The organism is Streptomyces glaucescens, from assembly GCF_002154375.1.
Classification (GTDB): Bacteria; Actinomycetota; Actinomycetes; order Streptomycetales; family Streptomycetaceae; genus Streptomyces; species Streptomyces glaucescens.
Map to the genome: position 1 here is coordinate 1 of NZ_MUND01000177.1, position 12,303 is coordinate 12,303.

The following is a 12,303-nucleotide window of genomic DNA, read 5'->3' on the forward strand; positions in this document are numbered from 1 at the left end:
GTTGCTCGCGTCCACTGTGTTAGTTCTGAGGCAACGACCGTTGCCGGTTTGAGCAGAACGCATAACAGAAAAGTGTGCTTGTTCGCTCGAAACCATTAGGGTTTCGGTGGTCATAGCGTGAGGGAAACGCCCGGTTACATTCCGAACCCGGAAGCTAAGCCTCACAGCGCCGATGGTACTGCAGGGGGGACCCTGTGGGAGAGTAGGACGCCGCCGAACAATCTTTGGAGGACCCCTGGTCACCAGCGTTCAGCTGGGACCAGGGGTCCTTTTGTTTTTACAATGCTTGCGGTACCGAAGACAGGAGTCACCGATGTCCACCAACTCTCCCGACGACCGTCCGGAGCGCGACCAGCGGCGCAGGGATGGTGGGGATCGCGGCGACCGTGGCGGCTTCCGTCGCGGCGGCGAGCGTAACGAGCGCGACCGTAACGACCGCGACCGTGATCGGGGCGGTTATGGTCGTCGCGACGGCGGTGACCGTGGTGGCTACCGACGGGATGACCGAGGCGAGCGGGGTGACCGCGGCGACCGCGGTGGGTTCCGTCGGGACGACAACCGCAGTGGCGGCTACCCCCGGCGCGATGACCGCCGTGATGACCGCCGCGATGACCGCCGTGACGACCGGCGTGACGACAGGCGTGGTGACGACCGCGACCGTGGGCCGCGTCGCGACGACCGGGACCGTGGGTTCCGGGGAGACGACCGTGACCGTGGCTTCCGTCGGGACGACCGGCGCGATGACCGACGGGATGAGCGTGGCGACCGGGGTGACCGGCCCGGTTTCCGGCGTGATGACAACCGTGGTGGCGGCTATGGCCGTCGGGACGACCGGCGTGACGGTGACCGTGGTGGTTTCCGGCGGGACGACAACCGGGGCGGCGGTTACGGCCGGCGCGATGACCGCGATGGTGGGTTCCGTCGGGACGACCGACGCGATGACAGGCGCGATGACCGGGGCGACCGTGGGGGCTTCCGCCGGGACGACCGCCGGGACGACCGCCGGGACGACCGCCGTGACGACCGGCGGGACGATCGCGGAGACCGTGGGGGCTTCCGGCGGGATGACCGGCGCGACGACCGGGGCGACCGTGGCGGCTTCCGGCGGGATGACCGGCGCGATGTTCGCCGAGACGACCGCCGTGACGACCGCGATGGTGGGGTCCGTCGGGACGACCGGCGCGATGACCGACGGGACGACCGCCGTGACGGTGACCGTGGTGGGTTCCGGCGGGATGACAGCCGTGGGGATCGCGGCGGGTTCCGGGGGCGGGACGACCGTGGGAGCCGTGGGCCGCGTCGGGACGACCGGGGCGGGCGGCCCGGCGGCGGTGGGTTCCGCGGCCGGGGTGGCGACGACCGGCGCGGCGGCGGTGGGCGGTTCCGTGAGGAGCGGGACCGTGACCGGGACCGCGAGCCGATCAAGCGGCTGCCGATCCCCGAGGACGTCACGGGCGACGAGATCGACAAGGACGTGCGGCAGGAGCTGCAGAGCCTGCCCAAGACGCTCGCCGAGGACGTCGCCAAGAACCTGGTGATGGTCGCGCGGCTGATCGACGAGGACCCGGAGGGGGCGTACGGCTACTCCAAGGTCGCGCTGCGGCTGGCGTCGCGGGTCGCGGCGGTGCGGGAGGCGGCCGGGTTCGCGGCGTACGCCAACCAGAAGTACGCCGAGGCGCTGGCCGAGTTCCGGGCGGCGCGGCGGATGACCGGGACCGTGGAGCTGTGGCCGCTGATGGCGGACTGCGAGCGCGGACTCGGGCGGCCGGAGAAGGCCCTGGACATGGCGGGTGCGCCCGAGGTGCACAAGCTGGACAAGGCCGGGCAGGTGGAGATGCGGCTCGTCGCGGCCGGTGCCCGGCGTGACATGGGGCAGCTGGACGCGGCCATCGTGACGTTGCAGAGCCCGGAGCTGGCCTCCAGCGCCGTACAGCCGTGGACCGCGCGGCTGCGGTACGCCTACGCGGACGCGCTGCTCGCGGCCGGCCGTGAGCGTGAGGCGCGGGAGTGGTTCGCGAAGGCCGTGGAGGCGGACCGGGACGGCAGCACGGACGCGTCGGACCGGCTTGCCGAGCTGGACGGGGTGGAGTTCGTCGACGCGCTCGACGAGGACGCCGCGGATCGTGAGCCGGGCCAGGGCGAGGACGGCGCTCGCGACTGACGCGCAGAACGAGAGGGGCGGGACCGACGTGGTCCCGCCCCTTTTTCGTGTGCGCCGTTCAGATGTCCAGGGCGCGCAGGACCAGGCCCGAGGCCGGTTTGGGGCCGAAGGAGGTGGACTTGCGGGGCATGGTGACACCCTGGCGGGCGAGGTCGCGGACGACTTCCTCGCGGACCGGGTGCATGAGGACGGCCGTACCGGCGTCGCGTTCCGCCTTGGCCACCGTGGCGGCGGCGTCGTGGATGTAGGCGATGTGGGTCGGGGAGTCCTCGGGGATGCGCCAGACGTGGTCGAGGAGGGTGGCGTGCAGGACGGTGGCGTCCAGGGAACGCCAGGCCTCGGGCCGGCCGGCGGGGACGGTGCGGGCCAGCAGGGCCGGGTCCGGGCGGTCGACGAGGTGGTAGCCGCCGTCGCCGGCGAGGAGGTAGGCGTTGCCGTCCCGGGCGGCGTCGCCGAGAGCGGTCAGCGCCTCGGCGAGGGGGGCGTCGAGGTGGCGTACGCGGAACAGGCCGTCGAGGGCGGCGAGGGCGTCGGCGACGGGCAGGCCGTGCAGGAGACGGTGGATGGCGCGGACGCGCAGGGGATAGCGGGCGGTGTCGACGAGCAGGACCAGACCGTAGTCCCAGGGGCTGGGGGAGGTGTGCTCGGCGCGGAGCCGCCGGTAGGTCGCCCAGCGGTGGTGGCCGTCCGCGATGAGTGCCTGGTGGCGGCCGAGGTCGGTCTGGATCGCGGCCACGTCGGCGGGGGCGGTCACGGACCACAGGCGGTGGTGGTAGCCGTCCTCCGTGGTGGTGGCCAGCAGCGGGGGCAGGCCGGCTATGCGCTCGATGACGGCGGTGGTGTCGGCCGTCGAGCCGTTGCCGCGGTAGGTCAGCAGGAGGGGTTCGAGGTTCGCCTCGGTGGCGCGCATCAGGGCCGCGCGGTCGGCGACGACGTGCGGCATGACGTCCTCGTGGGGCAGGACGACGGATTCCGACGGTTCCGAGACGCGCAGGGCGCCGATGATGCCGCGTTGCAGGAGGCCGGCGCCGTCCTGCTGCTCGTAGACGTAGAGGCCGGGCTCGGGGTCGGCGGTCAGGACGCCGTCGGCGAGCCAGCGGCGCAGGGTGTCGGCGGCCTGCTCGTTGCGCTCGGCGGGGGTGGCCGCCTGGGGAAGTATGAGCCGGACGATGTTGTGCGGGTCGGCGGCCTCCAGGTGGTGCAGGCCGTCGGGGCGGACCACGACGTCGTACGGCGGTGATGTCACGGCTGCCAGGCTGCCGACCCGGTCGGGGTCGTAGCGCAGGCCTCGGAACGGGGTGAGTTCCAGGCCTCGGCGCATCGTTGCTTCCGAGTGACCTGCTGTGTTCATCCCGGCATCGTACGTGTGTCAGTGGCATGGGGGATGATCGGGGAAAGAGACCGGACGTGGACGAGGAGCGGTGTGCGATGAGCCAGGGCGTCAGGACGAGGCCCGCGGGCAGTGGGCGGGTGCTGAGCGAGGCGTACGACACGGCGCTGCTCGACCTGGACGGTGTGGTGTACACCGGCGGGAACGCGATCGCGTACGCGGTCGACTCGCTGGCGACGGCACGGGACGGCGGGATGCACCTGGCGTACGTCACCAACAACGCGCTGCGCACGCCGGACGCGGTGGCCGCGCACCTGACGGAGCTGGGGATACCCGCGGAGGCGTCCGACGTCATCACCTCCGCGCAGGCCGTGGCGCGGCTGATCGCCGAGCAGGTGCCGGCGGGGGCGCGGGTGCTCGTGGTCGGCGGGGAAGGGCTGCGGGTGGCGCTGCGCGAGCGGGGGCTCGTTCCGGTGGAGTCGGCGGAGGACGAGCCGGTGGCGGTGGTGCAGGGGTACGGGGGCCCGGAGTTGCCGTGGGGGCGGTTCGCCGAGGCGTGCTACGCCATCGCGCGCGGTGTGCCCTGGTTCGCGTCCAACACCGACCTGACGATCCCCGGTGCGCGGGGGATCGCGCCGGGGAACGGGGCCGCGGTGGAGGTGGTGCGGATCGCGACCGGTGCCGAGCCGCGGGTGGCGGGCAAGCCGTTGCCGCCGATGCATCGCGAGACGATCCTGCGGACCGGGGCCGAGCGGCCGCTGGTGGTGGGGGACCGGCTGGACACGGACATCGAGGGGGCGTTCAACGGGGGTGTCGACTCGCTGCTGGTGCTGACCGGGGTGACGGACGGGGCGCAGCTGCTGGCCGCGGAGCCTCGGCATCGGCCGACGTATGTGGACGCGGATCTGCGGGGGCTGCTGACGGGGCAGCCGGAGGTCGTCGAGGCCGGGGACGGGTTCCGCTGCGGGGGGTGGACGGCCACGGCGGGAGGCGAGCGTCTGGAGCTGACCGGTGACGGTGCGGTGCTGGACGGGTTGCGGGCGTTGTGTGCTGCCGCCTGGACCGTGGCCGGGGACGGTGTGTGCGAGCTGGATGGCGGGAAGGCGCTGGCGCGGCTGGAATTGTGAGCCTGGTGGGCGCCCGGGTTCGTGGGTGGGTGTGGGGCGCTTGCCCGCCCCTTGCCGGGTGCCGCTGCGTCCACCCGTGCCGCCCCGGCGGCACGGCTGCCCGCGGCTGCGCCCGCACGAGTGCCAGTTGGGGATCTTGATTGGTTGGCAGGGTAGGCTAACCTAACTGCGTGTTGGTTGAAAGTCCTCCCGAACCGCGCGCGGCGACCGCTCCCGCGCCCCCGAACCGCCGGGCGATACGGGCCGTCGGGCTGCTCGTCTCCGTGGGGATCCTGGTGATCGTCGCGCTGGCGAGCATCGCGATCGGTGCCCGCGGGCTGTCCCTGGAGCAGGTCTGGCACGGCCTGTTCGAGGCTTCGGGGACATACGGGGACACGGTCGTCGCGGACCGGTTGTCCAGGACTCTGCTGGGTCTGCTCGCCGGAGCGGCGCTCGGCCTCGCCGGTGCCGTGCTCCAGGCGCTGACCCGCAATCCGCTGGCCGACCCCGGGCTGCTCGGCATCAACGCGGGTGCCTCCGCCGCCGTCGTCACCGCCATCACGTTTCTCGGTGTCACCAGCCTGAGCGGCTATGTGTGGTTCGCGTTCTGCGGGGCCGCCGCGGTGGGCGCGCTGGTCTGGTTCCTCGGTGGCAGCCGGGGTGCCACGCCGGTGCGGCTCGCGCTGGCCGGCACCGCCATCAGCGCCGCGCTCTACGGCTACCTCCAGGCCGTGATGATCCTCGACGAGGCCGCGCTGGGCCGGATGCGGTTCTGGACCGTGGGGTCGCTGACCTCGGCGACCGACGAGACCATCGTCCAGGTGCTGCCGTTCATGGCGGTCGGCATGGCGCTCGCGCTGTCCCTGGCCCGGCCGCTGAACGCCATGGCCATGGGGGACGACACCGCCAAGGCCCTGGGCGCCAACCTGAACCGCACCCGGGCGCTGGCCATGCTCGCCGCGACCGTGCTGTGCGGGGCGGCGACCGCCGCCTGCGGGCCGATCGTGTTCGTCGGGCTGATGGTGCCGCATGTCGTGCGTTCCTTCACCGGCCCGGACCTGCGCTGGATCCTGCCGTACGCGACCGTTCTGTCGCCGGTGCTGCTGCTCGGCGCCGATGTCATCGGCCGGGTCGTGGCCCGGCCCGCGGAGCTCCAGGTCGGCATCGTCACCGCGCTCCTCGGCGGCCCGGTCTTCATCTTTCTCGTACGACGGCGGAGGACGGCCCAGCTGTGAAGAGCGCAGAGAAGAGCGCAGGGAAGAGCGCGGCGCGGGGGACGGCCCGCGCCCTGCGCACCCCGGGCGGGCTGTCCGTGCGGGTGGATGTCCGGGCCGCCACGGTGGTCGTGCTGCTGCTGGTCGCCGCGCTCGCCGCGAGCGTGCTGCTGATCGGCACCGGCGACTTCCCGATCGCGGCCGGCGATGTGCTGAAGACCCTGCTGGGCGGCGGCGACGCCGGTCAGCAGTTCATCGTCAACGAGCTGCGGCTGCCTCGGGTCCTGGTCGGCCTGCTGGTCGGGGCCTCGCTCGGGCTCGGCGGTGCGCTGTTCCAGGCCATCTCCCGCAATCCGCTGGGCAGTCCGGACATCCTCGGGCTCGGGCAGGGGGCGACGGCCGGGGCGCTCGTGGTGATCGTGCTGTTCTCCGGCAGCGCCTCCGAGGTCACCATGGGGGCCCTGGTGGGCGGTCTGGTGACCGGTCTCTCCATCTATGTGCTCGCCTGGAAGCGAGGCGTGCACGGATATCGGCTGGTTCTGGTCGGTATCGGCATCTCGGCGATCGTCACGGCCGTCAACGGCTATCTGATGACCAAGGCCGACCTGGTCGACGCCTCCCGCGCCCTCGTCTGGATGACCGGCTCGCTCAGCGGCCGGGACTGGGCGCAGGTCTGGCCGCTGGTGGCGCTGTGCGCCGTCCTCGTCCCGCTCGTCCTCGCCAACGCGCGCGGGCTGCGGATGATGGAGATGGGCGACGACATCTCCCACGCCCTCGGGGTGCGCGTGGAGCGCGTGCGGATGCTGCTGATGGTCTCCGCCGTCCTGCTCACCGCGGCCGCCACCGCCGCCGCCGGCCCGGTCAGCTTCGTGGCGCTCACCGCGCCGCAGCTCGCCCGGCGGCTGACCCGCTCGCCCGGCCCGAACCTGCTGCCGTCGCTGTGCATGGGCGCCGCGCTGCTGGTCACCGCCGACTGGGTCTCGCAGCGGCTGTTCGGCGCCGACCAGCTGCCCGTGGGTGTGGTCACCGGCGTCGTCGGCGGCGTCTACCTGCTGTGGCTGCTGGTCAGCGAGCGCCGGGCGGGCCGGATATGAGCGCCCCCTCCCCGAACAACCGAAGGAGCACCGTGAACCGCCTGTCCGCCGAGAACGTCACCCTCGCCTACGACCAGCGGGTCATCGCCGAACAGCTCTCGGTGGAGATCCCCGACAACTCCTTCACCGTGATCGTCGGCCCCAACGCGTGCGGCAAGTCCACCCTGCTGCGGGCCCTGTCACGGATGCTGAAGCCGAGCCAGGGCCGGGTGCTGCTCGACGGGCAGGTCATCCAGTCGATGCCCGCGAAGAAGGTCGCCCGCACCCTCGGCCTGCTGCCCCAGTCGTCGATCGCCCCGGACGGCATCACCGTCGCCGACCTGGTCGGCCGCGGCCGGTACCCGCACCAGGGCCTGCTGCGCCAGTGGTCGAGCGAGGACGAGCGGGTCGTCCGGGAGTCCATGGCTCAGACCGGGGTGGCCGAGCTGGCCGACCGGTACGTCGACGAGCTGTCCGGCGGCCAGCGCCAGCGGGTGTGGATCGCGATGGCGCTCGCCCAGCAGACCCCGCTGCTGCTGCTCGACGAGCCGACCACCTACCTCGACATCCAGCACCAGATCGACGTGCTCGACCTCTGCGCCGAACTGCACGAGGAGCAGGGCCGCACGCTCGTGGCCGTGCTGCACGACCTCAACCACGCCGCCCGGTACGCCACCCACCTCATCGCGCTGCGCGGCGGCGAGGTGATCGCCCAGGGCGCGCCGAACGACATCGTCACCGCCGAGCTGGTCGAGCAGGTCTTCGGGCTGCGCTGCCAGGTCATCGACGACCCGGAGACCGGTACGCCGCTGGTGGTGCCGGCCGCGCGCACGGCACGCGCGGGAGGCCGGGCCCAGAGCGCGAAGGTGGCGGCTACAGCAGCTTCCTGAGCCGGAACAGATCGGTCAGGCCCGCCTCCAGCCGCACCCGGCCCGAGCCCCAGGCCCGGGCGAAGTGCAGTTCGCCGTCGACCAGCGCGACCAGGTCGTCGCCGGTCAGCGCGAGCCGGATCTGCGCCTTCTCGCGGGGCGGGCCCGGGAAGGTCTCGTGCACCTCGATCCGGCCGCCCGTCATCCGGCCCGCGAAGGTGACGTCGAGGTCCGTGATGTGGCAGCTCACCGAGCGGTCCAGGGCCGCCGCCTCGCGGACGCCCCCCTCGGAGTGCTGCATGCTGTCCGAGAGCTTGTCGAGTGCGCTGCGGCACTCCTCGATCGTGGCCATCGGATCGACGGTACCCCAGGGCTTCGCGGTAGCGTCGGGGCATGAACGACGAAGTACCCGCGGCGGTGATGCCGGGGCCGCCGGTGGAGGAGTCCGCGTACGACCCCGCCGCCCCCGCCCCGCTCGGCGTGCCCCGCACCCCCACCGGGAACGCCGACGTCGACGCCGCCCTGCGCCGGCTGGCCGACGCCGACCACCTCGCCACGGACGGACACGTCGAGGTGTACGAGGATGTACACGGGGCGCTGCGCGACGCGCTCACCGCGCTCGACGCCCGCCCGGGACCTCCGGCTCCCACCCGTCACCCGACCGCCACCCCTCAATGAGACCCTTCGGGTCACACCTTTCGATTGTCGTACGACCGCAGGAGCTGAACCGAACGTGGCAGGAGTCGCACGCCGCCGTCTCGACGCGGAGCTGGTCCGCCGGAAGCTCGCGCGCTCGCGCGAGCACGCCAGCCAGCTGATCGCCGCCGGGCGGGTCACCGTCGGCAAGACCGTCGCGACCAAGCCCGCCACGCAGGTGGAGACCGCGGCGGCCATCGTCGTCGCCTCCGACGACAACGACCCCGAGTACGTGTCCCGGGGCGGGCACAAGCTCGCCGGGGCGCTGAAGGTCTTCGTGCCGCACGGGCTGGTCGTCGAGGGGCGGCGGGCGCTGGACGCCGGGGCGTCCACCGGCGGCTTCACGGATGTGCTGCTGCGCGCGGGCGCGGCGCACGTCGTCGCCGTCGACGTCGGCTACGGGCAGCTGGCCTGGACTCTGCAGAGCGATGAACGCGTGACCGTCAAGGACCGTACGAACGTACGGGAGTTGACGCTCGAAGCGATCGACGGGGAGCCGGTGGACCTGGTCGTGGGGGATCTTTCCTTCATCCCGCTCGGGCTGGTGCTGCCCGCGCTGGTGCGGTGCGCGCGGGCGGACGCCGATCTCGTGATGATGGTCAAGCCGCAGTTCGAGGTGGGGAAGGAGCGACTGGGCAGCGGGGGTGTCGTACGGAGTCCGGAACTGCGGGCGGAGGCCGTGCGGGCAGTTGCCGGGAAGGCGTGGGAGCTGGGGCTCGGGGTTCAGGGTGTCACCGCCAGTCCGCTGCCCGGTCCTTCCGGGAATGTCGAGTACTTTCTGTGGCTGCGGGCCGGTGCTCCGGAGCTGGACCCGGCCGACGTTGACCGTGCAGTGGCGGAGGGGCCGCGTTGACATCGAACCGAGCTCGTACTGTTTTCCTGCTGGCCCACACCGGGCGTCCGGCAGCCATTCGCAGCGCCGAGCTCGTGGTGAAGGGGCTGCTGAGATCCGGGATCGGGGTGCGGGTCCTGGAGGACGAGGCCCGCGACCTGCCGCTGCCCGACGAGGTCGTGCTCGTCAAGGAGGCGACTCCGCAGTGCCTCGACGGGTGCGAGCTGCTGATCGTGCTCGGCGGGGACGGCACGCTGCTGCGCGGGGCGGAGTTCGCCCGGGCGTCCGGGGTGCCGATGCTCGGCGTCAACCTGGGGCGCGTCGGGTTCCTCGCGGAGGCCGAGCGGGACGACCTGGACAAGGTCGTCGACCGGGTGGTGACCCGGGCGTACGAGGTCGAGGAGCGGATGACGGTCGACGTCGTCGTGCACAGCAACGGTGACATCGTGCACACCGACTGGGCGCTCAACGAGGCGGCCGTGCAGAAGGCCGGCGCGGAGAAGCTGCTGGAAGTCGTGCTGGAGATCGACGGGCGGCCGGTGACCGGGTTCGGCTGCGACGGGATCGTGCTGTCGACGCCGACCGGGTCGACGGCTTACGCGTTCTCCGCGGGCGGGCCCGTGGTGTGGCCCGAGGTGGAGGCGCTGCTGATGGTGCCGATCAGCGCACACGCGCTGTTCGCGAAGCCGTTGGTGACCTCGCCGGATTCCGTGCTCGCGGTGGAGGTGCTGCCGCACATCCCGCCGGGCGTGCTGTGGTGCGACGGGCGGCGGACCGTCGAGCTTCCGCCGGGGGCACGGGTGGAGGTCCGGCGGGGTGCCGTGCCGGTGCGGCTGGCCCGGCTGCATCACGCCTCGTTCACGGACCGGCTGGTGGCCAAGTTCGCGCTGCCGGTGTCGGGCTGGCGCGGGGCGCCGCACTAGGCGGCCGCTCGGCGTCTCCGTGCGAGGGCGCGCCGTCCGGGTGGGTGGTTCCCCGTCCCGCCGTCCGGGTGGGTGGTTCCCACCGTCGGCGGGTGCGGGGCCGTCGTGGCCGATCGCGCCCGGGGGCGGCCCCGGAGCCCCGTGTCGAACAGGGCCCCGCGTCCCTGGGGCGGGTCCACTCACGCGGGTGACAAGGGTGGGGCGGTCGCACTCGCGGACTCGGACCTCGTATGGTCTTGTCCGTGTTGGAGGAGATGCGGATACGGTCGCTCGGAGTCATCGACGACGCCGTTGTCGAGCTGTCGCCAGGATTCACCGCTGTCACCGGTGAGACGGGCGCGGGCAAGACCATGGTGGTCACCAGCCTGGGCCTGCTGCTCGGTGGGCGGGCGGACCCGGCGCTGGTGCGGATCGGTGCCGAGAAGGCGGTCGTCGAGGGGCGGATCGCGCTGTCGGCGGACGCCTCCGTGGCCGTACGGGCCGAGGAGGCCGGGGCCGAGCTGGACGACGGGGCGCTGCTGATCAGCCGTACCGTTTCCGCCGAGGGGCGGTCGCGGGCGCATCTGGGCGGGCGGTCCGTCCCGGTGGGGCTGCTGGCCGAGCTGGCCGACGAGCTGGTGGCCGTGCACGGGCAGACCGACCAGCAGGGGCTGCTGAAGCTGTCCCGGCAGCGGCAGGCGCTCGACCGGTACGCCGGGAACGCGGTCGCCGTGCCGCTCGCCAAGTACGGCGAGGCCTACAAGCGGCTGCGGGCCGTCGCCGCCGAGCTGGACGAGATCACCACGCGCGCGCGTGAGCGGGCTCAGGAAGCCGACATGCTGCGCTACGGACTCGACGAGATCGCCGCGGTCGAACCCCGCCCCGGAGAGGACACCGAGCTGGCCGAGGAGGCCGAGCGGCTCGGCCACGCCGAAGCGCTGGCATCCGCCGCCGCGGCCGCCCACGCCGCTCTCGCGGGCAATCCGGAGGACCCCGAGGGTGTCGACGCCTCCACGCTCGTCGCGGGCGCACACCGGGCCCTGGAGGCCGTACGGTCGCACGACCCGGCACTCGCCGCGCTCGCCGAGCGGATCGGGGAGATCGGCATCCTGCTCGGTGACGTGGCCGGGGAACTGGCCGGGTACGCCGACGACCTCGACGCCGACCCGCTGCGGCTGACGGCGGTCGAGGAGCGGCGGGCCGCGCTGAACGCGCTGACGCGGAAGTACGGCGAGGACGTGGCCGCGGTGCTCGCCTGGGCCGAGCGCAGCGCCGCGCGGCTGACCGAGCTGGACGGCGACGACACGCGGATCGAGGAGCTGACCGCCGAACGGGACGCGCTGCGCGCCGAACTCGGCGGGCTCGCGCAGGCGCTCACCGACGCGCGGACCGAGGCCGCCGAACGGTTCGCCGCCGCCGTCACCGCGGAGCTGGCCTCGCTGGCCATGCCCCACGCGCGCGTGTCCTTCGCCATCCGCCAGACCGAGGACCCCGAGGGCGTCGAGGTCGGCGGGCGGACCGTGGCGTACGGGCCGTCCGGCGTCGACGAGGTCGAGCTGCTGCTCGCGCCGCACCCGGGTGCGCCGGCACGGCCCATCGCCAAGGGCGCCTCCGGCGGTGAGCTGTCGCGGGTGATGCTTGCCGTCGAGGTCGTGTTCGCGGGGACCGACCCCGTGCCGACGTACCTCTTCGACGAGGTCGACGCGGGAGTCGGCGGCAAGGCCGCGGTCGAGATCGGGCGGCGGCTGGCGCGGCTCGCCAAGACCGCGCAGGTCGTCGTGGTGACGCATCTGCCGCAGGTGGCCGCGTTCGCCGACCGGCAGTTGCTGGTGGAGAAGACCAACGACGGGTCGGTCACGCGGTCCGGGGTGAAGGTGCTGGAAGGGGAGGAGCGGATCCGGGAGCTGTCCCGGATGCTGGCGGGGCAGGAGGACTCCGAGACCGCCCGGGCGCACGCGGAGGAGCTGCTGGCGGCGGCTCGGGTCGACGCGGGGTAGCTGCGCGGCTCGGCCCGCCCCCGGGCTCTCACCGCTCTGCGGTGGGTTCTTCGCCGCTCTGCGGCGGGTTCCCACCGCTCCCCTTTGGACCGTTCCGCCCCCTCCGGGCCGCTCCGCCTTCCG

At 73.1% G+C, this 12,303-nt stretch carries 12 protein-coding genes and 1 rRNA gene; 11 read left to right on the top strand and 2 right to left on the bottom strand.

Annotated elements, in window-relative coordinates:
- Window positions 1-102: 102 nt before the first annotated feature.
- From rrf to CCN42_RS43740, 3 genes are all read left to right on the top strand, one after another.
- Window positions 103-219 (top strand): 5S ribosomal RNA (rrf, locus tag CCN42_RS13230).
- 146 nt (window positions 220-365) lie between these two features.
- Window positions 366-1,538 (top strand): hypothetical protein, encoded by a 1,173-nt coding sequence (locus CCN42_RS43735; RefSeq protein ID WP_211294692.1) that lies wholly within the window; start codon window positions 366-368, stop codon window positions 1,536-1,538.
- Window positions 1,430-2,161 carry a tetratricopeptide repeat protein gene (locus CCN42_RS43740; protein ID WP_211294694.1) on the top strand — a complete coding sequence of 244 codons (732 nt, stop codon included), beginning with the start codon at window positions 1,430-1,432 and terminating at the stop codon, window positions 2,159-2,161. Before CCN42_RS43735 ends, CCN42_RS43740 begins: the two co-directional genes overlap by 109 nt.
- Window positions 2,162-2,219: 58 nt before the next feature.
- Here the strand turns inward: CCN42_RS43740 and CCN42_RS13240 are convergent, their stop codons facing one another.
- The gene (locus CCN42_RS13240; protein ID WP_086735615.1) at window positions 2,220-3,512 is read right to left on the bottom strand and encodes a DUF1015 domain-containing protein; all 1,293 of its coding nucleotides are present in this window, start codon (window positions 3,510-3,512) and stop codon (window positions 2,220-2,222) included.
- Between the two features lie 77 nt (window positions 3,513-3,589).
- Here CCN42_RS13240 and CCN42_RS13245 point away from each other — a divergent pair, with 77 nt between their 5' ends.
- The 4 genes from CCN42_RS13245 (at window position 3,590) to CCN42_RS13260 (ending at window position 7,774) form a co-directional block, all read left to right on the top strand.
- Window positions 3,590-4,618: an HAD hydrolase-like protein gene (locus CCN42_RS13245; protein ID WP_086735617.1), complete on the top strand. Its 1,029-nt coding sequence runs from the start codon at window positions 3,590-3,592 to the stop codon at window positions 4,616-4,618.
- Between the two features lie 170 nt (window positions 4,619-4,788).
- Window positions 4,789-5,832, top strand: a complete 1,044-nt coding sequence (locus tag CCN42_RS13250; protein ID WP_086735619.1) for a FecCD family ABC transporter permease — start codon at window positions 4,789-4,791, stop codon at window positions 5,830-5,832.
- Window positions 5,829-6,905, top strand: coding sequence for a FecCD family ABC transporter permease (locus tag CCN42_RS13255; protein ID WP_086735620.1), 1,077 nt, complete (start codon window positions 5,829-5,831; stop codon window positions 6,903-6,905). Before CCN42_RS13250 ends, CCN42_RS13255 begins: the two co-directional genes overlap by 4 nt.
- Window positions 6,902-7,774 (top strand): ABC transporter ATP-binding protein, encoded by an 873-nt coding sequence (locus CCN42_RS13260; RefSeq protein ID WP_107427589.1) that lies wholly within the window; start codon window positions 6,902-6,904, stop codon window positions 7,772-7,774. The genes CCN42_RS13255 and CCN42_RS13260 overlap by 4 nt, the downstream gene beginning before the upstream one ends.
- On the opposite strand, the gene CCN42_RS13265 is transcribed toward CCN42_RS13260, so the two are convergent.
- Window positions 7,758-8,105: a sterol-binding protein gene (locus CCN42_RS13265; protein WP_086735624.1), complete on the bottom strand. Its 348-nt coding sequence runs from the start codon at window positions 8,103-8,105 to the stop codon at window positions 7,758-7,760. The two genes, CCN42_RS13260 and CCN42_RS13265, sit on opposite strands and share 17 nt — an antisense overlap.
- A gap of 41 nt (window positions 8,106-8,146) precedes the next feature.
- Here CCN42_RS13265 and CCN42_RS13270 point away from each other — a divergent pair, with 41 nt between their 5' ends.
- The 4 genes from CCN42_RS13270 to recN all read left to right on the top strand — a co-directional run bounded on the left by CCN42_RS13270 (window position 8,147) and on the right by recN (window position 12,180).
- Window positions 8,147-8,431 carry a hypothetical protein gene (locus tag CCN42_RS13270; protein WP_086735625.1) on the top strand — a complete coding sequence of 95 codons (285 nt, stop codon included), beginning with the start codon at window positions 8,147-8,149 and terminating at the stop codon, window positions 8,429-8,431.
- Window positions 8,432-8,486: 55 nt separating this feature from the next.
- Entirely contained in the window at window positions 8,487-9,302 is an 816-nt protein-coding gene (locus tag CCN42_RS13275; protein ID WP_086735627.1) for a TlyA family RNA methyltransferase, read from the top strand.
- Window positions 9,299-10,204, top strand: coding sequence for an NAD kinase (locus CCN42_RS13280; RefSeq protein WP_086171682.1), 906 nt, complete (start codon window positions 9,299-9,301; stop codon window positions 10,202-10,204). The genes CCN42_RS13275 and CCN42_RS13280 overlap by 4 nt, the downstream gene beginning before the upstream one ends.
- A gap of 230 nt (window positions 10,205-10,434) precedes the next feature.
- The gene (recN, locus tag CCN42_RS13285) at window positions 10,435-12,180 is read left to right on the top strand and encodes a DNA repair protein RecN (protein WP_211294693.1); all 1,746 of its coding nucleotides are present in this window, start codon (window positions 10,435-10,437) and stop codon (window positions 12,178-12,180) included.
- The last annotated feature ends 123 nt before the right edge of the window (window positions 12,181-12,303 follow it).